This window comes from Alteromonas sp. BZK5, from assembly GCF_014349115.1.
Taxonomy (GTDB): domain Bacteria; phylum Pseudomonadota; class Gammaproteobacteria; order Enterobacterales; family Alteromonadaceae; genus Alteromonas; species Alteromonas macleodii.
Window position 1 is genome coordinate 1 of the sequence record NZ_JACSOE010000068.1, and the last position, 21,350, is coordinate 21,350.

The 21,350-nt window shown below is 44.4% G+C and carries 22 protein-coding genes and 1 pseudogene; 8 read left to right on the forward strand and 15 right to left on the reverse strand.

The genetic code is table 11. The features are described 5' to 3' along the window. A pseudogene (locus BIZ39_RS22040) lies at positions 1–206 on the forward strand (hypothetical protein); the annotation flags it as partial. On the opposite strand, the gene BIZ39_RS16355 reads toward BIZ39_RS22040, so the two are convergent. The 9 genes from BIZ39_RS16355 to BIZ39_RS16395 form a co-directional block, all read right to left on the reverse strand. Then, positions 156–1,349 (reverse strand): benzoate/H(+) symporter BenE family transporter, encoded by a 1,194-nt coding sequence (locus BIZ39_RS16355; protein WP_187447488.1) that lies wholly within the window; start codon positions 1,347–1,349, stop codon positions 156–158. The pseudogene BIZ39_RS22040 and the gene BIZ39_RS16355 overlap by 51 nt on opposite strands. 154 nt (positions 1,350–1,503) lie before the next feature. Further along, a complete protein-coding gene (locus BIZ39_RS16360) occupies positions 1,504–2,859 on the reverse strand; it encodes an MFS transporter (RefSeq protein WP_187447489.1) in 1,356 nt (451 codons plus the stop codon). 53 nt (positions 2,860–2,912) lie between these two features. After that, on the reverse strand, positions 2,913–3,692 hold the full coding sequence (locus tag BIZ39_RS16365; protein WP_187447490.1) for a 1,6-dihydroxycyclohexa-2,4-diene-1-carboxylate dehydrogenase: 780 nt from the start codon (positions 3,690–3,692) through the stop codon (positions 2,913–2,915). Then, positions 3,689–4,711, reverse strand: coding sequence for a benzoate 1,2-dioxygenase electron transfer component BenC (gene benC, locus BIZ39_RS16370; protein WP_187447491.1), 1,023 nt, complete (start codon positions 4,709–4,711; stop codon positions 3,689–3,691). Before benC ends, BIZ39_RS16365 begins: the two co-directional genes overlap by 4 nt. Positions 4,712–4,726: 15 nt before the next feature. Beyond that, a complete protein-coding gene (gene benB / locus BIZ39_RS16375) occupies positions 4,727–5,209 on the reverse strand; it encodes a benzoate 1,2-dioxygenase small subunit (RefSeq protein WP_187447492.1) in 483 nt (160 codons plus the stop codon). Positions 5,210–5,221: 12 nt separating this feature from the next. After that, entirely contained in the window at positions 5,222–6,589 is a 1,368-nt protein-coding gene (locus BIZ39_RS16380; RefSeq protein WP_187447493.1) for a Rieske 2Fe-2S domain-containing protein, read from the reverse strand. Positions 6,590–6,614: 25 nt separating this feature from the next. Then, entirely contained in the window at positions 6,615–7,553 is a 939-nt protein-coding gene (catA, locus tag BIZ39_RS16385; protein ID WP_069944874.1) for a catechol 1,2-dioxygenase, read from the reverse strand. 49 nt (positions 7,554–7,602) lie between these two features. Further along, positions 7,603–7,881 carry a muconolactone Delta-isomerase family protein gene (locus BIZ39_RS16390; protein WP_014977317.1) on the reverse strand — a complete coding sequence of 93 codons (279 nt, stop codon included), beginning with the start codon at positions 7,879–7,881 and terminating at the stop codon, positions 7,603–7,605. A 9-nt stretch (positions 7,882–7,890) separates the two neighbouring features. Further along, positions 7,891–9,006 carry a muconate/chloromuconate family cycloisomerase gene (locus BIZ39_RS16395; RefSeq protein ID WP_187447494.1) on the reverse strand — a complete coding sequence of 372 codons (1,116 nt, stop codon included), beginning with the start codon at positions 9,004–9,006 and terminating at the stop codon, positions 7,891–7,893. Positions 9,007–9,109: 103 nt separating this feature from the next. Here BIZ39_RS16395 and BIZ39_RS16400 point away from each other — a divergent pair, with 103 nt between their 5' ends. Next, positions 9,110–10,018, forward strand: a complete 909-nt coding sequence (locus BIZ39_RS16400) for a LysR family transcriptional regulator (protein WP_222936669.1) — start codon at positions 9,110–9,112, stop codon at positions 10,016–10,018. Positions 10,019–10,024: 6 nt separating this feature from the next. On the opposite strand, the gene BIZ39_RS16405 is transcribed toward BIZ39_RS16400, so the two are convergent. Continuing rightward, positions 10,025–10,804 carry an IclR family transcriptional regulator C-terminal domain-containing protein gene (locus BIZ39_RS16405; RefSeq protein WP_187447495.1) on the reverse strand — a complete coding sequence of 260 codons (780 nt, stop codon included), beginning with the start codon at positions 10,802–10,804 and terminating at the stop codon, positions 10,025–10,027. Between the two features lie 197 nt (positions 10,805–11,001). On the opposite strand from BIZ39_RS16405, the gene BIZ39_RS16410 reads away from it, so the two are divergent. From BIZ39_RS16410 to BIZ39_RS16435, 6 genes are all read left to right on the forward strand, one after another. Next, entirely contained in the window at positions 11,002–11,814 is an 813-nt protein-coding gene (locus tag BIZ39_RS16410; protein ID WP_187447496.1) for a CoA transferase subunit A, read from the forward strand. Positions 11,815–11,816: 2 nt separating this feature from the next. After that, positions 11,817–12,635: a CoA-transferase subunit beta gene (locus BIZ39_RS16415; protein ID WP_069944879.1), complete on the forward strand. Its 819-nt coding sequence runs from the start codon at positions 11,817–11,819 to the stop codon at positions 12,633–12,635. Further along, positions 12,635–13,837: a 3-oxoadipyl-CoA thiolase gene (gene pcaF / locus BIZ39_RS16420; protein ID WP_187447497.1), complete on the forward strand. Its 1,203-nt coding sequence runs from the start codon at positions 12,635–12,637 to the stop codon at positions 13,835–13,837. Before BIZ39_RS16415 ends, pcaF begins: the two co-directional genes overlap by 1 nt. 9 nt (positions 13,838–13,846) lie before the next feature. Continuing rightward, complete coding sequence (locus BIZ39_RS16425; RefSeq protein WP_187447498.1) at positions 13,847–14,635, forward strand: alpha/beta fold hydrolase; 789 nt, start codon at positions 13,847–13,849, stop codon at positions 14,633–14,635. Positions 14,636–15,403: 768 nt separating this feature from the next. Continuing rightward, a complete protein-coding gene (locus BIZ39_RS16430; RefSeq protein ID WP_187447499.1) occupies positions 15,404–16,444 on the forward strand; it encodes a DUF262 domain-containing protein in 1,041 nt (346 codons plus the stop codon). After that, the gene (locus tag BIZ39_RS16435; protein WP_187447500.1) at positions 16,437–17,117 is read left to right on the forward strand and encodes an MAE_28990/MAE_18760 family HEPN-like nuclease; all 681 of its coding nucleotides are present in this window, start codon (positions 16,437–16,439) and stop codon (positions 17,115–17,117) included. Before BIZ39_RS16430 ends, BIZ39_RS16435 begins: the two co-directional genes overlap by 8 nt. Positions 17,118–17,443: 326 nt before the next feature. Here BIZ39_RS16435 and BIZ39_RS16440 read toward each other — a convergent pair whose 3' ends face one another. The 5 genes from BIZ39_RS16440 to BIZ39_RS16460 form a co-directional block, all read right to left on the reverse strand. Further along, entirely contained in the window at positions 17,444–17,674 is a 231-nt protein-coding gene (locus BIZ39_RS16440) for a hypothetical protein (RefSeq protein WP_187447501.1), read from the reverse strand. Positions 17,675–17,795: 121 nt separating this feature from the next. Further along, a complete protein-coding gene (locus BIZ39_RS16445) occupies positions 17,796–18,545 on the reverse strand; it encodes an HNH endonuclease family protein (RefSeq protein WP_187447502.1) in 750 nt (249 codons plus the stop codon). Between the two features lie 47 nt (positions 18,546–18,592). Beyond that, entirely contained in the window at positions 18,593–19,294 is a 702-nt protein-coding gene (locus tag BIZ39_RS16450; RefSeq protein WP_187447503.1) for a hypothetical protein, read from the reverse strand. Then, the gene (locus BIZ39_RS16455; protein WP_187447504.1) at positions 19,291–20,493 is read right to left on the reverse strand and encodes an AAA family ATPase; all 1,203 of its coding nucleotides are present in this window, start codon (positions 20,491–20,493) and stop codon (positions 19,291–19,293) included. Before BIZ39_RS16455 ends, BIZ39_RS16450 begins: the two co-directional genes overlap by 4 nt. A 6-nt stretch (positions 20,494–20,499) precedes the next feature. Beyond that, a partial coding sequence (locus tag BIZ39_RS16460; protein ID WP_187447505.1) for a hypothetical protein occupies positions 20,500–21,350 on the reverse strand: 851 nt, incomplete at its 5' end.

A 21,350-nucleotide genomic window follows, 5' to 3' on the forward strand; every position in this document is an offset into this window, starting at 1 on the left:
ACAACGCCCTTGCCATTCGGATTATCTTCCCCTCAGTCAGGGTGATTCAGGTTTCTTTCAACCTGACGGGTTTGCCAGCTTCGCTGGGCAAACAAAAAACCCGCCATTTGGCGGGTCAAAATTGCTTGGGAGCGGTGTTGCTTTTGTTGCTGGTGTTACTTTTTAAGATAGCGCTGAACAACAATGATAGTGCCGCCAATGACTAGCCCCCAAAACGCGGAGGAAAGCCCTAATAACGACAAATCCGATGCGGTAATAAGAAAGGTACACAACGCCGCTTCTCGGTCTGCAGGTTGGCTTAATGCTGTAGAAAGTGACCCTTCCAGCGCCCCCAAAAGTGCAATACCGGCCACCATTGCGATAAACGCAGCGGGAAACGCTTGAATCACACTCACTAGCGCGGCGCTAAATAGCCCAAACATAATGTACCACAGCATGGCGACAGCAGGGCCAAAATAGCGTTTTTTAGGGTCGGGGTTGGCATCTGGGCCGGTGCAAATGGCAGCGGTTATTGCAGATAAATTCACCCCATGACACGCCGTTGGAGCAAACAGAATACTCATAAGCCCACTACCTGCAACAATCTGATTTGACGGTGGTGAATACTTGTCTTGCCTTAGTATGGCGATACCAGTAATAAATTGGCCACTCACAGCAACTAGCATGAGCGGTATTGAAATACTAAATAATGCAGTGAGTGAGAAACTAGGCATGTACCAATTGGGTGTTGATATTTGCCAGTCAACTTGTTGAAATGACAAATCATAGTTTAAGGCCAGTACCCCTACCCCAATAGCAACGGTAAGCATGATGGCGTAACGCGGCAGCAAGTGACGCAATAAGATATAGCCTGCGAACATCACCAGCCCCAGTAAAGGCGCTTGTGTCATCTTAGAAAAGAGATCGAGAGAAAAGTTAACCAATATTCCTGCCAACAGTGCCGCAGCTAAGGCCAAAGGCAATCGATTCACTAGCCGCTCAAATGCCCCTGTTACTCCTAATAACAACAAAATGCCACCAGACATAATGTACGCGCCTATCACATCGCTCCACGGCATACCCGGCACTAAGGTAACGAGCAAGGCAGAACCCGGTGCATTCCATGCAAAAAGCAAGGGCATGCGATAGCGCAAGCTAAACCAACCACATAGTAAACCGCTAGCAATAGACATCCCCCAAATCCAAGAAGTCAGTACCTCACTGCTCAAATTCGCCGATTCGGCAACTTGAAACAAGATAACCAGTGGACCTGCATAGCCCATTGTCGAAGCAAGGACCCCCGCTACTGCGGCAGACAACGACCAGTCTTTTAACGGTGGAAAAGAAATGAAACTAGGCTGATTTTGCATAAGTCACTCCATTGGTTGCCGTGCTACCCGCAAGAAATCACCTGCGAATAGCACAGCTTGGGAACGCGGTTTACTTAAACTACATATTTCGGTTTAAGATGCGTGTAGTAGGTAATACAAGACGAGTAAACAGTGAATTTACGCGCTTTGTAAATTAAGCGTTTTCAACCACACTAGGCTGTACATCGCTTATGTGTTTTGCGCTACTGGCGCGATGTTGGTGAAAATAAAATATCCCCATGGCAAGCGCACAAATAATGCCTGGAATAGCAAACACCATGAAATTAAGGTGTAGCTCAAGCTGTTCTGACAATAAATAGCCGCCCAGTAAAGGCCCGACGATAGCGCCGTTTCTACCAATCCCCGATGCCCAACCAAGGCCGGTAGAACGAATGTGTAACGGATAGTACTGCGCTGCACAGGCATATAAGAGTATTTGACTACCTATTGTTGCAGCACCCGCCACAGCAATAGCCAAATAGCGCACAAAGCTTGGTATATCTAAGCCCATAAGGGTGATTGATACCGCAGCAGCAATAAAGAAGAAGGTGAGTACTTTAGGCAAATTAGAACGATCGCCAAGCCACCCGCCATAAATAGCACCAGCGATAGCACCAACGTTAAGCACTAATAAGAATTGTAAACTAGACCCCAACGAGAACCCTGCATTATTCATCAGTTTAGGTAACCAAGACGTTAATGCGTATACCATCAGTAAGCAGCAAAAGAACGCACACCACAACAAAATAGAAGGCAACGCATTTTGACCGTTAAAGAGTTGCTTAACGCCAAAATGGCTTGGTGCTACTACAGTATCGTCTTCGTCACCCTTAAGAGGCACATCTGTATTTGAAGGAGCAATTCGCGAGATGATTTTCTTGGCGGTGTCTCTTTTTCCCTGACGAATGAGAAACGCCAGTGATTCAGGTAAAAAGGCAAGAATTAAAGGAAGTAACACGAGGGGTAAAATAGCCACATAGAAAACCGATTGCCACCCCCACTGTGGAATCATTTGCATGCCTAACCAAGCTGCCATCATACCACCGACAGAATAGCCACTGAACATAATGGCCACCAGTGTTCCGCGCATTTTTTTAGGCGAATACTCGTTCATAAGCGCAACTACATTAGGCATAACTCCACCAATGCCAAGCCCGGCAATAAAGCGGCATATACCAAACTCGGTTACATTGGACGCAAAACCATTGATGAAGGTAAAACCACTAAACAGTGCAATACAGATAGCAATAGACAAGCGACGCCCGATGCGATCTGCCAATTGTCCAAAAACAATTGCCCCAATCATCATTCCAAATAACGCATAGCTACCCAACGCGCCTGCCTGTACAGGTGTTAACGACCACTGTTCCATTAATACAGGTAGCACTACGCCGTACACAACTAAGTCGTAGCCGTCGAATATAATGATCAGTGCGCACAGCAGTAACGTGCGCAAATGAAAGCGGTTAAATTTTGCATTGTCAATTAATGCGGTTAGTGCATTACTCATAACTCTTTTCTCATAAAGAAAGCCGCTTAAAAGCGGCTTTTTATTCTTGTTTTTTACCCACAATCTCCACCAGCAACAGGCAAAATAGTTCCTGTAATATAGCTGGCTTCATCTGAAGCTAAATACAAAATGGCAGATGCTTGTTCATCTAGCGTGCCGTAACGAGACATAAAACTGGTATCAATGGTCTGATCGACAATTTGCTGATACCAAATTTTTTCCTGCTCACTTTGTGTAGACTCGTTGCGCGGAATAATGCGCTGAGGCGCGTCGGTTCCGCCTGGTGCCGTGGCATTCACACGAATATTGTGCTGCGCATACTCAAAGGCAAGTGACACTGTCAGTGCATTCACGCCCCCTTTTGCCGCGGCATAAGGCGCGCGGTTTACACCACGAGTAGCAACCGAAGACACGTTCACTATGGCGCCTTTTCCGTTATCTAACATGGCAGGCAATACTGCGCGACAACACCACAACGTGGGGAACAACGAGCGACGAACTTCTTTTTCAATTTCGTCAGCTTGATAATGCTCGTAGGGTTTGGCCCAAATGGTCCCCCCCACATTATTGATAAGCTTATCGATTCGCCCAAAATGCGCAGATGCCGTATTCATAGCATTAAGCGCACCTTCATAGGTTTCTAAATCAGCCTCTACAGCAATAGCATCCGCACCGTTTTCATTGAGTGACTCGGCAATCTGTTGAACATGTGCTGAGCGGTCAACCAATACCAACTTAGCTCCCTCAGCAGCAGCTCGTTGTGCAACGCGAAGGCCAATGCCTTGCGCTGCGCCAGTAACTACAATGACCTGCCCATCGAAGCGCAAACTCATGCGGCTTCCTCTTTAGGCTGGCTGGGGTTGAATTTTTCGTAATGGAACGAAAATGGGTTTGTACCCGCATCTTTAAAGTATTGACGCACGGCATCAACCATCGGCGGAGGTCCACATAAATATGCATCTGCATCAGCTAGTGCAAATGGAACACTTTCCATATGATCAGTAACAAAACCCAACTTCTCATGTGCGCTATCTGGGTTAACAACGACAGTGGCGTAGCTAAAGTTGTCCAATGCATCGGCATATTCTTGTAAGGCTTCAAGCTTCACCAAGTCATCCACATTGGTCACACCATAGAGTAAATACACAGGTTGACTGGTTGGGTTCTGCGCAAGCGACGCCAGCATAGAAAGAATAGGTGCAAGCCCTGTTCCGCCTGCTAGCATAAGTACTGGGCGTTCTACTGAACGCAAGTAAAAACTACCGAGTGGACCGGTTACCGGAAGCACGTCGCCAGCATTGGCGTTTTTGCTTAAGTAAGTACTCATCAAGCCATTAGGCACATTGCGAATAAGGAAGCTTGCATCTTTGCTTCCCGGGCAAGAGCTAAATGAATACGCACGGGTCTCATCAGAGTTTGGCAGCCCCAAATTAATGTACTGACCGGGCAAGAAATCAAGTGGCTCAGACAAAGCGACATTTAATTCAATGGTGGTGTCCGACAACGCATTTACACTGGTAATAGTGCTTGTAATGCTTTGCGGGCCTGATGCACACAGCGAAGAGGCCGCTGGAATAGAAACCACCACGTCTGATTGAGGCAACATCTGACAGGTAAGAATTAACCCATCAGCAGCTTCATCGTCAGTTAACGCTTCATCGATATATTCATCACCTAAGTCGTAAGTACCTTGCTTGCAGCTACCTTTGCAGGTTCCACAAACACCATCAGAGCAGTCCATTGGCAGTTTCACTTGATGGCGATAGGCAGCGTCAAGCACTGTCTCGCCATCATTACATTCGATAACACGCGTTACGCCGTCTTCGAAATTAAGAGCTACTTTGAAAGACATAATAATTCTCCGTCTTTACAGGTGATATACATCAATAACCTGATTGATGTAATCATTATTCAAAATCACTTTTTTACGCGTAATAACTGGCGTTTCGCCACTGATATCCAACGAACAAAACACAGTTCCAAAAAAGTTTGTTGTCTCGCGATAGCGGTGGCTTAGCGTATTGAAGTTGTAGCGGATTTCCGCTGTTGTCTCGTCTTGGTTCAGTACTTCTAAATTACTACACTGATGCGTGGTTCTCGGCTCTGGCATACTCGCGCCAGAACGCTCAGTCTTTATGCGGTATACTCTGTCTTCCAAACCATTGCGATTGGGATAATAAATGAGTGAAATTTCTTTATGAGGATCGTTGGTTAATTGATCATCATCATCCCATGCTGGCATCCAATATTCGCATTTTGGGTGATAACACATTAGCCAGTCATCCCATTGACGGTCGTCAAGTAACCGCGCCTCGCGAAATACAAACGTCTGAATTTCCTGATAAGTCATCTCGGCCACCTCTTAATCTTTTTGCACAACAGGAATATGACTGGCTCTTTCTAGCTCAATCGCATTTAGCATTTCTTCTACCCAATGCTTGTGGTGATGAACGTATAGGCCTTCATCTTCTGGTTTGATACCTGACGCAACTGTGTCCATACCTACACCTTTGGCATAATCGTCTGGGCCTTCCATCCAGTGCGCTGCACCTCGGCTCATATCGTTCCAACGCATATCACGCGCTTCGTAGCCTTGCTGACAACCTCTGAATTCTTCTAGGTCGTCCGGTGTTCCCATGCCAGATACGTTAAAGAAATCTTCGTACTGACGAAGGCGCTTTTGACGATTTTCAGCAGACTCGCTCTTAGGTGCAAAGCAGTAAATAGACACTTCCGTCTTATTCACAGAAATAGGGCGAAGTACGCGAATTTGCGTTGAGAATTGGTCCATCACGTAAACGTTAGGGTACAAACACAAGTTACGCGTTTGATTTACAATGGTGTCGGCTCGCGCTTCACCCACTTCCTGCTGAAGACGTTCTAGTTGGCTGTAAATAGGCCGTGCAGCTGGGTTTGTTAAACGTGTCCACAACATCATGTGACCGTTTTCAAATGAATAGAAACCACCCTCGCCCGACCAGCTTTTCGCATCAACCGCTTCTGTACCGCCTTCTTCGTAGTTGCGGTGACTCATCGTTGATAAGTAGTTCCAGTGAACAGTTCCAACGTGATAGCCATCAGCACCGTTTTCAGCAGTAAGCTTCCAGTTACCTTCGTAGGTGTACGTTGAAGTACCACGAATAACTTCGATACCTTCTGGATCTTGATCCACAATATTGTCGATAACCTTCGTGGTTTCACCTAGATATTGCTCTAGCGGTAATACATCGGCATTCAAACTACCGAACAAAAAGCCGCGATACGATTCAAAACGTGCAATATGCTTAAGGTCATGAGAGCCATCAACATTGAACGACTCAGGGTAACCACCTTTCTTCTGATCACGCGCTTTTAAAAGTTTGCCTGAGTTGTTAAATGTCCAACCGTGGAAGGGGCAAGTAAAAGACGTTTTGTTACCGCGTTTACGACGACATAATGTTGCACCGCGGTGCGAACACGTATTTAAAATGGCATTTAGGTCGCCGTCTTTGTTACGCGTAATAACAACCGGCTGGCGACCAATTGTAGTAGTGTAATAGTCACCGATTTCGGGAATTTGGCTTTCATGTGCCAAAAATACCCAGTTGCCTTCAAAGATGTGTTTAATTTCTAAATCAAATAAGTCTTTGTCGGTAAAGATCCCACGGTCACAGCGATAATGCCCCGTCTCTTCGTCGGCCTCAACGGCACCACGGATCTTCTGTTCTAGTTGATTCAATGTTGCTGACATAATTTATCTCCCGAAGGTAGCAGGCTTACGCCTGCTCCACAGTTGCACGGGCACGAGCATGCTTGTCTTGCTTCTCGTCGTTCTTCGTTGCCATTAATGTGATGTTGAATTCCACATCAAGGTAATTGTCTTTAAAGCCCATGGCTTTAATTTGCTCTGGCTCAGATACACTTTTTGCTTCAACAACCAATTCGTCACGCGTTGCGAAAGCGAAATCGTCATAGGTGTATTCATCACCGGCTAGGTTAATTTGCGTAGTAAGGTGCTTAAAGCCGTCTTTCGCTACAAAGTAGTGAATGTGCGCAGGGCGATTACCATGACGGCCAAGGCTTTCTAACACTTTCATCGTTGAACCACCTGGAGGGCAACCGTAGCCGCTAGGTACAATACTGCGTGCGCGATAGCAGCCTTGCTCATCAGCAATGATGCGGCGACGTAAATTAAACGGAGTTTGAGAAGGGTCAAAATGCGAGTAAGCACCTTTCACGTCGGCATGCCAGATATCAACAACTGCGCCTGCAATTGGGTTGCCTTCTTCATCAACAACCTGACCATGTAGCCACATTTCTTGGCCAGGTGACTGACCATCATCCATTCTTGCTTCGCCTTCACTTGTCGGCGCGCCTTCAACATACAACGGACCTTCAATAGTACGTGGTGTACCGCCTAGCTCACCAATGGCAGCGTCTTTAGCGTCTTCACGAACATCAAGAAAATGATCAAAACCTAAACCTGGAGCAAGCAGCACGGCTTCGCCATTCGCACCTAATTCATTTAGGTAGTTAACGCCTTGCCAAAACTCTTCTTGTGTAATGTCGAGGTCTTCAATCATCTTGAACACGTCAGTTAGCAAGCGGTGCATAATTTCTTTAGTGCGAGGATTGCCTTTGTCGTTGTCTAGGCCAGCGGCACGCTTAAGTAACGTTTGAACATGTTCAGTTTGTAAAGTATTGATAGTAGTCATAGTCTTAGTCTCCGCGCTGCAATGCAGCGAGTTTTTGCCTGTTAGTTTTTTATTTGATTGATGAAGGGTGCTGACACAAAGGCGTCACACTCATCGTCATAAAGGGGTACAGCGGTAAGCCCATTAGTACGTCGTGTAAATGCTGGTTATCCTTCACCTCGAATATGCTCACATTGGCGTATTGACCAGCCACTCGCCAAAGGTGCACCCAAATTCCCTCTTCCTGCAGTCCTTCGGCATAGTTTTTTTCTTTCAACTTAATTGCATTAAATTCTTCTTCGCTCAGATGTGCTGGCGGTATCACAGTCATTTCAACTTTGAATAACATATTTGCTCCTTACTTCGCCTTGCGGGTGTATTGACGTAATTTGTCCTCATCGATTTCGAGCCCTAGCCCAGCTGTCGTAGGAACTTCAACGCCAAAGTTGTGATAATTTAGAGGGGATTTAACGATGTCATCGCACTGCAGCAGTGGGCCGAACATCTCTGTGCCAAATTCAATAACAGGTAGGGTCGACCATGCGTGTAACGCGGCTGTGGTACCCACAGTGCCTTCAAGTAGTGTGCCGCCATATAGTCCAATACCTGCCGCGTTGCACACAGCAGCCACATCAAGTGCACCGAACAGTCCACCTGCTTTGCCTATCTTAAGGGCCACTGAACCGGTGAAACCTTGCTGAGCCAACAAAAGGGTATCTGTACTATCAGCAATAGATTCATCAGCCAAAATGCCGATGTTAAATTTCTTAGAAAGACGCACTAGGCTGGCAAAATCTTTTGCAGGGGTCGGTTGCTCGACTAAATCAATACCGGCTTCTTGTAGTGCAGCCATACCATAAGTAGATTGAGACTCGCTCCACGCTTGATTAACATCAACGCGAATACTTACGTCATCGCCTAACGCTGCTTTGATCTTGCCCACATGCGCTACATCGTCACGTACCGAACGAGAGCCAATTTTTAGTTTGAAAATGTTATGGCGCTTTTCGGCTACTAGGCCTTTCGCTTCTTCAATGTCTTTGTCGGTATTGCCTGAAGCCAATACCCAAAGACAAGACAAATGATTATTGCAAGCACCACCGAGTAAGGTTGAAACTGGCACACCAAGTTGTTTACCAAGTAAATCAAGCAGGGCCGTTTGCACCGCAGACTTGGCAATAGGGTTGCCTTTAAAAGCAAGGTGTAACTTGTTAATTAATGCTTTGGGGCTGGCAACTGACTGTCCAATCAAATAAGGTGCTAAATAAGTATCAATGTTGGTTTTGATACTTTCTGGGCTCTCAGCGCCGTACGCGAGACCACCAATTGTTGTACCTTCGCCAATACCTTCAAGGCCGTTGTCGTCGGTAATTCTTACGATAACCATCGACTGAACCGCCATAGATGTCATGGACAATTTGTGTGGTCGTATCGTAGGAATATCGACAATGTAAGTTTGAATTTGTGATATCATGTAAATGTTAATTTTGTGTTGCCAGTAAATGTCTGCGTGTAACCTACAAATATTTTTTGTTAACAACCAATATTGATTTAGTTAGTATCGATACCTAGGAGGTATGGTGGAGTTAAGGCATTTACGCTACTTTTGTGCGGTAGCGGAAGAAAAGAACATGACCAGAGCGGCCGAAAAGATATTCATGGCACAGCCACCTTTAACAAGACAAATCAAACAGTTAGAGGAAGAAGTTGGCGTTCAACTCATTCAGCGAGAAGCCCGTGGCATTACCCTAACTCCCGCTGGCGAATACTTTTGGAAACAGGCTCAACTCATACTTGAAAAGTTAGCTTCATGTGTTGAAGAAAGTCGGCGAATTGATGCAGGAAAAAAGCGAATTTTCAGAATTGGCTTTGTTCCATCCATTTTTTACGGGCAACTTCCTCAGCTTTTTAGGCGCTTAAGACAGCAGCACAAAGTGGATGTTGAACTGCACGAAATGAAAACTGGTGAACAAATAGAAGCCCTCAAGTCAGGTAAAATTGATATGGGTTTTGGTCGGGTTGTGATGCCATCACTAGAAGCCGATGTGACTCAGAAGTTGTTGTTCAGCGAGCCTATCCTTGCCGCTCTACCTATCCATCATCCACTTGCTAATGACGATGTTGATATGGCAGAGCTCGCAACACTGCCATTAATTACTTACCCAGGTGGTAAGCCTCCAACGTTCGCTAACATCTGTTTGGATCTGTTTGCCAGTCGCGGGTTGAGAGTCAGAGTTGCCCAGCAAGTTAATGACATAGGCACTGCACTGGGTCTCGTTGCCTCAGATATGGGCTTCACCCTTGTGCCTGAACAAGTGATGCGCATGAACAGAGATGGTGTGGCGTTTGTTCGGCTTAAAGACGACGGCATAAACAGCCCGGTATTTCTCAGTAAACGTGAGGAACCCGAAGATGACATTATGGCTGCGGCCATGTTGATATTAGATGAGTTGGTGCAAAACCGAATAGAAGGTCGCTACCCCTAAAAGGGGTTAGCGCAGATCTTGTTTTATTTGTTCAGCAGCATGCTTAAGTACTGGAATACAATGCTCGGTGATGGTCTCTAAGCTCACCCTTAATGCATTGGTACTTAAGTTCATCGCCCCCAGCAATTCACCTTTGCCATTAAATACAGGTACAGCAACCGAGCGCAACCCCGCTTCAAGCTCTTGGTCAACAATACTAAAACCTTGTTGCTTAACCCTAATCAGTTCCTGTTCTAACGCCTGTGCAGTGGTAATACTCTTCTCAGTGTGTGGGTGTAACTGTGCTTCATTCGCCCATGCTGTTAATTCTGAAGCGTCAAGATGTGCTGCAAGTACTCTTCCCATTGACGTATACGGTGCAGGCAGTCGAGTGCCCGTTGTTATGTTAATCGACATAAGACGATGTGATGCCGGAGAACGCGCCACGTACACCACTGACTGTCCATCTAACTTCCCAAGAGACGCCGACTCCCCTAATTCTGCGGTAATCGATTTAAGATAATGCTCAACCACTGCTATATAACCATTGCTGCTGGTATAAGCTTGCCCTAACGACAGCACTTTAGGTGCCAAGGCGAAGAGTCGCCCCTCGCGACGGATATAGCCAAGAGAATGCAATGTAAGTAAAAACCGACGGGCTTTAGCCCTATCAATTCCCATTTTTTCAGCTACTTGCGATAAGGTCATCTCTTTGTTTTGACCATCAAACGCCCCTAACACCTCTAGTCCGGTAGCAAGCGCGCTTATGTAATCGCGATGGGTTGACGGTATTTTTTCTTCACTCATGCACTGTGTCTCTTGTTAGTTCTTGCGAATTATTTCTTATTGTTAAACGAAGTGCCAGTTCTCTTATGAATTCAGCAACATAAATTGGTTTGACTGATAGCCCTAGCAATTTTTTAACATTTATTACTTGACCTAAACAATCAAAATCATTAATTTGTTCGTATTATGAATCAACATTCGTATTGCGAACTTTTATTATGACACTATTTACAACACTTTCAAAAGCTATTGAAGATGGCGTTAAGGACGGCGACACAGTTGCATTAGAGGGATTTACTCACCTTATTCCTTTCGCCGCAGGGCATGAAATTATTCGCCAAGGACGTCGCAACCTCACATTGGTAAGAATGACCCCTGATCTTATTTACGATCAGCTAGTCGGTGCCGGGTGTGTGAGCAAACTTGTGTTTTCATGGGGAGGAAACCCAGGTGTAGGTTCTTTACACCGCGTACGTGACGCCATTGAGCACGGCTATCCAGCTCCGCTCGAAATTGAAGAGCACAGTCACGCGGCAATGGCAAATGCTTATGAAGCGGGTGCATCAGGCTTACCCATGGCGGTATTCAGGGGTTATGTAGGTAGTGATCTACAGCACGTTAACCCCAACATCAAAACCGTTACTTGCCCGTTTACGGGTGAAGCGCTTGCCGCAGTGCCATCGATTAAACCCGATGTGGGCATAGTTCATGCGCAAAAAGCAGACCGCGCAGGAAACGTACTCATTGAAGGTATTTTAGGGGTTCAAAAGGAAGTTGTGCTTTCTTCTCGCTATAGCATCGTCACCGTCGAAGAAATTGTGGACGACTTAGAAGCAGGTCCAAATAGTTGTGTACTTCCCGCTTGGACAATCAACGCCATTGCCACCGTACCGTTTGGCGCTAAACCGTCTTATACACATGGTTACTACCCGCGCGACAACAGTTACTACAAGAAGTGGGACAGCATAAGCCGAGAGCGCGAGCCATTTTTAAAGTGGTTAGATGAAGAAGTATTTCAAGCAGGAGAATAATCATGACCGAACAATATACTTCAGACGAAATGATGACGATTACCGCTGCCCGTGCTCTGAATAACAATTCGACTTGTTTTGTGGGCATTGGCTTACCAAGTGCTGCAGCGAACTTAGCACGCCTTACTCATGCCCCTGACATAACACTTATTTACGAGTCAGGTACCATAGAAACCAAGCCGCAGGTTTTGCCTTTATCTATTGGGGATGGTGAACTTTGCGAGTCGGCGCTTACCACCGTTTCGGTTCCCGAAATGTTCCGTTACTGGCTGCAAGGCGGTCATATTGATGTGGGTTTCCTTGGCACCGCACAAGTAGACCGATACGGCAACATTAACACCACAGTTATCGCTGCATCGCACAAAGACAGTGGCCCTGATGGCGCTCACAGTTATGCCAACCCTAAAGTTCGCCTTCCTGGCGGTGGCGGTGCACCAGAAATTTCAACCAATGCCAAAGAAGTGATCATCACCGTAAGGCATTCAAAGCGCACTTTTGTTAAAGATGTCGACTTCATTACCACATTGGGTTTTGGCCGAGACGGTCAAGGTCGCAAAGGCAAGTCTACGCTGGGTAAAGGCCCAACTTTGGTGATTTCTGACCTTTGTATATTAAAGCCAGAAGATGAAACCAATGAACTTATTGTGGTGAGTTTGCACCCAGGCGTTACAAAGCAACAGGTAATCGATGCCACTGGCTGGGACATTCGCTTTGCTGACACACTTCAAACCACTGATGAACCCACCAGCAGCGAAATCGAAGTATTAAGAGAACTAAAGCGCGTTACTGAAGCGGCGCACAGCCAAACGGAGACTGCGTAATGAACGTTTATTTATGTAACCCCAGCCGCTCTGCCATTGGACGTTATGCTGGTGGGCTAGCCAGCATTCGTCCTGATGATTTACTTGCACAAGTTATTCGCGCAGTTCTGGCGCAGTGCCCTCAGCTACCAGCAGAAAGCATTGATGATGCGTTTTTCGGCTGTGCCAACCAAGCCGGTGAAGACAACCGAAACGTTGCTAGAATGGCCACCTTACTTGCAGGCGTGCCATTTTCGGTACCAGCCACCACAATTAATCGTTTGTGTGGCTCTGGTATGGATGCCATTGGTCTTGCTTACCGTTCAATTGCAGCAGGTGAAGCAGACCTTATTCTTGCTGGCGGCGTTGAGTCTATGTCGCGAGCGCCATTTGTGATGGGCAAAGCACAAAGCGGATTTGACCGCTCACAAATACTTGAAGATACCACCATGGGTTGGCGCTTCATTAATCCTGCGTTAAAGCAGCAATACGGCACTGAAACCATGCCTGAGACTGCAGAAAATGTAGCAGCGAAATTCTCGATTAGCCGAGAAGCACAAGACAACTTTGCGTATCAGTCTCAGCAAAAAGCGGCTGCTGCTCAAGCGTCTGGCCGTTTTGCTAAAGAAATAGCACCTGTGACCTTTCAGCCTAGAAAAGGCGATACCATCGTCATCGACAAAGATGAACACATACGCCCTCAAACAACATTAGAGGCATTGGCAAAACTAAAAGCTCCGTTCCGTGAAAATGGCTCGGTTACCGCAGGTAATGCATCGGGTATTAACGATGGCGCATCTGCCATGCTTGTCGCAAGTGAAGCTGCAGTTGAACGCTATAACTTAACGCCTGTTGCTCAAATTAAAGGGATGGCTACCGCTGGTGTTGAACCCACTATTATGGGTATAGGCCCAGTACCTGCAATTAATAAATTGCTTGCAAAACAAAAGTTGAGCCTAGACGATATTGGCACAATTGAACTTAATGAAGCGTTTGCAGCACAAGCATTGGCCTGTATGCAGGAACTTGGACTCAGTTCCGATGACTCAAGAGTGAACCCCAATGGCGGTGCCATTGCACTTGGTCATCCACTCGGTATGTCGGGGGCACGCCTACTACATACTGCCGCATTACAATTTGAACAAACCTCGGCCGATTACGCACTATGCAGTATGTGTATTGGTGTAGGCCAAGGTATAGCGACACTGCTAAAACGCATTTAGGAACTCAACATGGCGACAATATCAGAGCAAGGTATTCACTACCAGTTCATAGAATCTAAGCACAAACCCGTTGTAGTGCTCGCTCACCCGTTGGGTATGAATATGCGTGTTTGGGACTACTTAGTACCAGACTTAATGGTGAACTTCAGCATTTTGCGTTATGACCTGCCTGGACATGGTGACAGTGTAGCGTTCCCCGCAAACACGAAAAGCCTTGGTGAATCACGGTTAGTTGACGACTTATTAGCCCTGTGTAACTCGCTAGGTATAGATAAGTTTCATTTCGTGGGTACCTCAATTGGCGGAATGTTGGGTCAACAGCTGTTAATTTCCCACCCAGAACGCTTACTAAGTACAGTGTTAACCAATACTGGTATGAAAATAGGTACCACTGAAGCATGGCTGGAGCGTCAGAAAAATGTAACCCAGCAAGGGCTTGAAGCCCTCGCAGCTAGCTTAGTTCCAAGGTGGTTTAGCCCAGTGAGTACCAAACGTTTCCCCACGTTACTGTTACAATGGGAAGGTTTGCTAGCGAACGTTGATGATCACTCTTACGGATTATTGTGTGCGTGGCTTGGCGACAGAGACACACATACACAGCTTAAACCTAATGGCGCACCTATTTTGCTTATTGCAGGTGAAGATGATGTCGCTACACCCACCACATCATTGCAAGCATTGGGAGAAAACCTAAGTGCACCTGTGACTGAATTAAAACAAACTGGGCATGTGCCCTCGGTTGAAGCAAGTCGCGAGTTCACGTCATTGATAAGAGAACACTTAGAAATGATTAAATAACTTGTTATTAATACTAAAATCGCTTTAGTAGTAAACAACACGGGAGGATATTCTTTATCAAAGACAAGTGAAAGTTCAAAATAAAGGCATGTTACCTTGCGTAAACTAATTATAGGTCGATGTATACGTACCTATTCACCCCGCATGTTGAGTTTTTTACTTAATTTAAAAAGCAAATGAATATGACTTAAAACCTTAGCTAAGGTACCAAGCTATTGAAATAATTTTAAAAAGGTCGCGAGCACTTTTCGTTCGAACTCGGTTGAATTGAGTTTAACTAAAATCGCTTTGATGCAACATTACTCCGTTTTCGACTATTTCCTATATTGGACACTTTAGACGTCAAAAACACTATGGAGAAGTTATGCAAAGAACTTGCAAAGCTAATTTTTAACCCTTTAAACACTTGATATAAATAAACTAAACTAGACACATTTTTTTCAAAATCCGTTGCTAGCGATAGCGTGGCGGTTCAAGTCCGCCCACTGGTACCATCTCTTCTTTTAGAAGTAGATACTGAAACCGACCTTCGAGTCGGTTTCTTTGTGTCTGTAAAGAGCCTTTCTTCAGTAATTAATTCAATAATCAAATCTTATCTTAAGTCTCGCAAGACCAATTACTTTTATTTATGCCAGCTAAGCTCTCTGCATCTTCATAAGTTGCCGGTCCTTATGCGCAGTCACCACTCACTAACTTATTGACTAATATCGACTAAAACAGGGGTTATTGATACACTGAAGAAAATTTAGATAGCTCGCTGGGAAATACATGAAAGACTATATGAATCAACTCGATCAAGAGACTAGGAAGGTAGATTTCGATTCGTTTGATATTTCTGTTAAAGAGTTGATCTCTATGGCGAATGAATCAATTATCAACATTGCCCCTGAATATCAAAGACAATTTCGTTGGCCCGAGGAAAACCAGTCTAAATTAATAGAATCTGTTTTATTGGGAATACCTATCCCTAATCTGTTTATGGCTGCAAATAGAGATGGTTCTTGGGAGTTAATTGATGGTGTACAAAGGCTTAACTCATTGATTCATTTTTGCGGAACCTCAGAGCAAATAGAAAATTTTGGGCTGGATAAGCCCCTTAGACTAAAGGGGCTAGATATCCTTTCTGAGTTTAATGGAGCAATATTTGATGATCTGCCTCATTCACTTCGTTTGAAGTTCAGTTTACGTCCACTCAAGGTGACGACATTAAGTGATAAGAGCGATCTGAAAGTACGATTCGATCTCTTTGAAAGATTAAATACTGGTGGGATCAAACTAACCCCTCAAGAAATTCGAGCTTGTGTATTTAGGGGGCAATTTAATGATTTTATTGTTGAACTTGCGAAGAATGATGATTTTAACGATGTTGTTAATGTGTCATCAGCTAAAGCAAAAGATGGCACTAGGGAAGAGCTTGTTTTGAAGTTTTTAGCTTACAAAACTAAACGTGATGACTTTAAGCACAGTGTTGAGACGTTTCTAAATGACTTTATGGCTGAATCGTCTGTACATTTTAATTACAAGAAGTATCGAGAGTTGTTTGAAAAAACATTCGAATCACTAAGAGTTGCCTTACCTGACGGAATTAAGCGTGGTAATAAAGGAAGTACACCACAAGTACTTTTTGAAGCAGTTTCTGTTGGAGCTGCCGATGCAATTGAGGAAGGAGTTGATATTAGTAACTCAGATGTAGCTAACTGGATTGACGATGAAGAATTGCGCCGTTTGACGACTGGAGCCACAAACTCAGGACCTCGATTACGAGAAAGAATTGAATATTGTCGAGTTAGGTTTGTAGGCAATGTTTAATGATATCGAATCTGGTGTTATGTCTCGCTTGAGGCAACTAGACTCAATATTAGAATATTTGTCAGATGAGACACTTACGGAAGACACTAAAAATTCAGACTTCTATCGTGCTCAGAAAGGATTTGTGTTTGTTGCAATGTATGCAGTACTTGAGTTTGCAATTACGCAATCAGTTACACGGACATTAGAAATTATTGAGCGAGAGAAGGCACCAGCTAATCACTTCAAAAGCTCGGTATTGTGCTCACTTTTCGATTCTCACTTTAAGGCACTTCGAGATTGCGGAACCTCCAAAGTATGGGAAAACCGTCATAAACTTGTTCATGCAGTAACGAGTGATGCCGAAGTGACTAATGTTGACAGTTCTGTTTTTCCTTCAGGTGGGTCAATGAATATTTCCATCAAACAATTAAATAACGTATGGACATTTTTTGATTTAGATAACTCACCATTGCCTGAAGGTTTGCAAAACTTTGTACTAACTGAAGTGAAGGAACAACGTAACGCGATAGCTCATGGTCGGGAAACTGCGATTACTATAGGCCGCAGGTATAACGTTTCGCAGTTAAGTAATAAAGCAAGCAGCATAAAGCTTTTGTGTCTTCACATTACTTCTTCATTCGCCTCTTATTGCGCAGACAAACAGTATTTCATTGCTGGTCGTGTTGCATAAAAATTAATAGCCAGTTCTGCCAATACCGAACATATATTGAGGCGACTTTGCCATTATCAGTAGTTACTCTTGGATGGCTTATGCTTGGGTTCTAGTGACTCAATTATGTCCAAAGATCTGTTGGAGCAAACCCCACTTTATGTTCATATTCGAATAATGCCTTCTGTTTTTTGGTGACCTCTTACCTACAAAGTGAATCGTACACTTTTGCAAGTCAAGCAACGCCTAATGGGCCAAACATTAACTTCCTATTAAGACTAACCCGATAAACATCCTTTTAATGTTATGATAGCTGTTTACATGCTTACAGTCGGTTGCGAGCCTTTCTACATAAACTTTTTGAAAGCAGTGATTATATCTTTCTCTAGCAAAACCATTTCGTCAATCAACTCTTCATCCGTAAACGCTGAAAACGTTGGGTCTCTCCGAACATCAATAAGAGGCTTTACTCTCGAAACAAAACGTCTAAACGCCTCTGCACCGTCAATATCGGAGGTGTAAGCGAGGCAGGTATCGGCGACAATAGCTTTTACTTCATTAGCGAATGAATATTCCATATCAAAAACCTATTTACGATAACAGTACGAATAAACCTAACTGACTTTTATCAGAGAAGTAACTGGACTAGCGCACGGTTGTTCTAATTTTTGTAATAACATTTCCGTAATGTTTCGTGGGCTAATTACCTGTGCAAGCTTTCTGCATTCTATTGATGACTCTTTTCTCGCTAGGAATAAGTAGAAGACCATATTTGTCGATGACGTCCATAAACCGCTCTATGTACTCGCATCGGTAAGCATGATTTGGTGGTAACCACTCATCTAAGCCTTTGGCCCCCTTCTGTCGATTGAGTGACGCTTTCACCAACAAGAGGTTTTCAGAATCATTTGCAAATGCTTGCCGTTTATCTCGGGGCCATATGTCACCGCCATGACCATGCGCAAACTTGAGCGGAACAATGTGGTCAAGGTCAAGCGCGGAAGAATCTGTAAATATGTCACCTGAATACGGGTCATACCACTCACCAACGGCGACTTGGCAGCCTTTATTGGTTTTAAACTCGACAGGAATGTTAGATGCTGATATCAACATTTCATGACGTGTATTCTGGCAGTCGCTGTCATCATCAATCCAATGCGGCCAATCTGCCCTGTCATATTCAGATGTAAAGGCTCTACCTTCGTTTAACGCCTCTTTTTCAGCCTGCTGATATGCCGATTTTGCTTTGGGTAATCGACCACCGCTTTCAAGACAATCTTCAATAGTACTAAAGGCTTCGAAATTCTTAGTTCGACTATAAGATGCGCTCGACGTGTCATGACATATACCAGAATTACTCTTTTTTACTTGGGCATTAGCATCACTGGGAAATGTGCATGCAAATATAAACAAACTCAGTAGGATGAGTATCGGTGTGTTGCGATTCATGATTGCCTTGTTCTTGTTTCTTTTACACTTACCCTATATTGCCAAGGTTATTGGTTATTATCACCTTTAAACGAGTTCCTTATTTTTCCGATATTGGTAATACCTGAACGAGACAAGCTGGTAGGATTGAAGAAACGTCCTTCTTTGTACTTTACGAGTCTCGCGACAACAGGCGCAGCAATTAATAGGAACATCGTTGCAAATGCCCTTGCGCTGCGTCGCGATTCTGCGTTTTTTCCTGGAGGTGAAAGTAACCACCATATCGCCAACATCGTAAGCGTGCCCCAAAACACTTTCGTCACAAACACAACAGGAAACATTCCTCTAACACCCGATTTCCATGTGTACTGAAGGACTCCCAACAAACATGCTAAAACCGCGATGCCGGACAATATAAAATACAGGTCTACAGAAAAATTGAAAATCATCCAGACGAAGCCAATTGCAGCTGGTGAGGCAATCATGCCAAAACACAATGCTAGGTCATCGAAGTTGTAAAATACCGTTGTATTTTGCCTGAACCCACTTATGGTTCCCCAAAGAACAATGACCAACATTACGATGATAATAGCGTCATACTGCTCAGAGCTGATTGATTTTAGTCCTGTTTCATCTTTGATTGTTTCCGCTTTATCTTGTACCGCTTCTGGCAGCGTTTGTTGGTTTTGATTTGTTTGCGCAATAACGTTTGGCGACAAAAAACACAACATAATTACAGAGACAATTACGTAAGCTAATCGACACCTCATAGCTGAATTTCCTTATTTTTTAGTACTGCTTTAATATCTTCAACCTGAATCGTAGTTAATGCCAACTCGGTGTTTGCGTTTTCAGAAATGATACGATTTGATTGATGAATTATGGCTCGCTCGAACAGATTTCTCGCAAGGCGACCGTTCGCGAAGTTCTTTTTCTTTCTACTGATGGCGATGTTGTAAACTTTAGTTAGGAACTGTCTTGCATTATCATCAAGCACATACCCGCTCTGTTTGCAGATAAGGTCAGAGATAGATAAAAGCTCGTTAGCGTTATAGTCAGGGAAGTCGATAAAGCGGTTAAAACGCGATGCAAGCCCCGGGTTTACTTGAAGCATCGCATTCATTTCTTTTTGGTAACCAGCCATAATAACTACCAAATCGTCACGACGGTCTTCCATGAGTTTAAGTAATGTCGCTATGGCTTCCTCGCCATACTGGTCTCGGTCGTCTTTTACTAACGCATAAGCTTCATCTATGAATAGTACGCCTCCAGTTGCCTCATCTACTATATCAGTTACCTTGATACCTGTTTGCCCCACAAACCCCGCGACTAGTCCCGAACGGTCAGTTTCTACCATGTGACCTTTGGACAACACACCTAATGTGCCTAAGATACTAGCAATCTGACGAGCGATGGTCGTTTTACCTGTGCCCGGATTCCCTGTTAATACCATGTGAAGGCTTATAGATAACTCAGGTAAATCATGTTCACGCCTGATTTTTTGTACCTTAACAAGGTTAATAAGGCTTTTGATTTCTTTTTTAACCGCGCCTAAACCGATAAAAGCATCTAACTCCTCCATAAGAGTTTCAAGTGCCTTATGGCTGGCTTTTACATCTTCAACCTTGGCCCATTCTTCAGGGTTTTCCACATCTCGTCTTGCACAAGGGCGGTTATCTTTTAAATAGCCTTCATAACCCAACTTTCCCTGTTCATCATAAACTTTCCCCTTCCCATGCAGTTTATTATCTACCCAAGTTCCTTCACTGAACTTGATTCCGTTTGGAAAATAAGCGGTGCCTTCGCCTTCAAAATCACCCTCCGCAAATTCACCAACATAAAGTAAGTGCCCTTCTTCTGCGAACAAAACGCCCTTACCGTGAAACTGCTGCGTGACTGGGTGCACCGTGCCGACGTATTCAATGTTGCCATTGTCGTAGAAAAACTGAACGCGTTCTAAGTCACTCATAATGCGCTACTCTACTCCTAACAGCTCGCTAAGACATTGGTCTAGTTCAAATAAACCCTGTTTGACTTCGTAATGGTCCTGCTCTAGGTCGTCGGTAAGCTCTATCACCTTCTCGATGACAATGATGCTTTTATATGCATGCGCATGAACGTCGATCTCATACTGTGATGCCACCGCTTCCATCTCGCTACAAATGTCGTTTAACGCACGGTGTGCCTTTCGTCTTCCACTGGCGTACTGCATCATGATGTTGTCACCATCCTCGACAGTAATTTCACAAACAAGTGACATCGTATCTGGATAATCGTAGATTCTTGCAGTATCCGAAATCGCGAATAAAAATGCCGCGTTTGAGTAATTTGTTGTTTTTGCTTTTGACACGATTTTAAATCGTGTCGTATCACCGTCTCGTTTGATTTTGCTCTGGGACAGTGTTGGTATAGTTAGGAAGTTGAATGTATCTTGGGTTATATCGTCAAGTAGCGCACCAAAATATGAAGAAATAGCATTTTTCCTATCTTCGTCCGTACCTGCTCGTGAGCTCGAATATGAAGAATCATCATCATCTACCGAGGTTAATTGAAGTCCTTGTGCGATGCGCTTAACTTTGTGCATTTCAGCGTCGTCAAAATCTCCACTTCCATCCTCATCAACAACATTGGCTAACAGCGTTAAAAAGGCTTCTGGCTGTTTGTTATCGGCTTCAGCGCGTTCTATTAGTCGAATGAATTCTGTAAGATGCGGATCTTCTTCGTGGTTATCCCAATCTAGTGAGTCAAGCAACAAAAAATCTAGACTCTCGGTGCGATATATAAGTGAAAAGAGTGGCTCGTAAGCAATCTGAAAGCACGTAAATC

What these genes read in the sequence shown, in the direction of transcription:
- BIZ39_RS16355 (WP_187447488.1), bottom strand. Translation starts at nt 1,349, where the DNA reads ATGCAAAATCAGCCTAGTTTCATTTCTTTTCCACCGTTAAAAGACTGG.
- BIZ39_RS16360 (WP_187447489.1), bottom strand. Translation starts at nt 2,859, where the DNA reads ATGAGTAATGCACTAACCGCATTAATTGACAATGCAAAATTTAACCGC.
- BIZ39_RS16365 (WP_187447490.1), bottom strand. Translation starts at nt 3,692, where the DNA reads ATGAGTTTGCGCTTCGATGGGCAGGTCATTGTAGTTACTGGCGCAGCG.
- benC (WP_187447491.1), bottom strand. Translation starts at nt 4,711, where the DNA reads ATGTCTTTCAAAGTAGCTCTTAATTTCGAAGACGGCGTAACGCGTGTT.
- benB (WP_187447492.1), bottom strand. Translation starts at nt 5,209, where the DNA reads ATGACTTATCAGGAAATTCAGACGTTTGTATTTCGCGAGGCGCGGTTA.
- BIZ39_RS16380 (WP_187447493.1), bottom strand. Translation starts at nt 6,589, where the DNA reads ATGTCAGCAACATTGAATCAACTAGAACAGAAGATCCGTGGTGCCGTT.
- catA (WP_069944874.1), bottom strand. Translation starts at nt 7,553, where the DNA reads ATGACTACTATCAATACTTTACAAACTGAACATGTTCAAACGTTACTT.
- BIZ39_RS16390 (WP_014977317.1), bottom strand. Translation starts at nt 7,881, where the DNA reads ATGTTATTCAAAGTTGAAATGACTGTGATACCGCCAGCACATCTGAGC.
- BIZ39_RS16395 (WP_187447494.1), bottom strand. Translation starts at nt 9,006, where the DNA reads ATGATATCACAAATTCAAACTTACATTGTCGATATTCCTACGATACGA.
- BIZ39_RS16400 (WP_222936669.1), top strand. Translation starts at nt 9,110, where the DNA reads ATGGTGGAGTTAAGGCATTTACGCTACTTTTGTGCGGTAGCGGAAGAA.
- BIZ39_RS16405 (WP_187447495.1), bottom strand. Translation starts at nt 10,804, where the DNA reads ATGAGTGAAGAAAAAATACCGTCAACCCATCGCGATTACATAAGCGCG.
- BIZ39_RS16410 (WP_187447496.1), top strand. Translation starts at nt 11,002, where the DNA reads ATGACACTATTTACAACACTTTCAAAAGCTATTGAAGATGGCGTTAAG.
- BIZ39_RS16415 (WP_069944879.1), top strand. Translation starts at nt 11,817, where the DNA reads ATGACCGAACAATATACTTCAGACGAAATGATGACGATTACCGCTGCC.
- pcaF (WP_187447497.1), top strand. Translation starts at nt 12,635, where the DNA reads ATGAACGTTTATTTATGTAACCCCAGCCGCTCTGCCATTGGACGTTAT.
- BIZ39_RS16425 (WP_187447498.1), top strand. Translation starts at nt 13,847, where the DNA reads ATGGCGACAATATCAGAGCAAGGTATTCACTACCAGTTCATAGAATCT.
- BIZ39_RS16430 (WP_187447499.1), top strand. Translation starts at nt 15,404, where the DNA reads ATGAAAGACTATATGAATCAACTCGATCAAGAGACTAGGAAGGTAGAT.
- BIZ39_RS16435 (WP_187447500.1), top strand. Translation starts at nt 16,437, where the DNA reads ATGTTTAATGATATCGAATCTGGTGTTATGTCTCGCTTGAGGCAACTA.
- BIZ39_RS16440 (WP_187447501.1), bottom strand. Translation starts at nt 17,674, where the DNA reads ATGGAATATTCATTCGCTAATGAAGTAAAAGCTATTGTCGCCGATACC.
- BIZ39_RS16445 (WP_187447502.1), bottom strand. Translation starts at nt 18,545, where the DNA reads ATGAATCGCAACACACCGATACTCATCCTACTGAGTTTGTTTATATTT.
- BIZ39_RS16450 (WP_187447503.1), bottom strand. Translation starts at nt 19,294, where the DNA reads ATGAGGTGTCGATTAGCTTACGTAATTGTCTCTGTAATTATGTTGTGT.
- BIZ39_RS16455 (WP_187447504.1), bottom strand. Translation starts at nt 20,493, where the DNA reads ATGAGTGACTTAGAACGCGTTCAGTTTTTCTACGACAATGGCAACATT.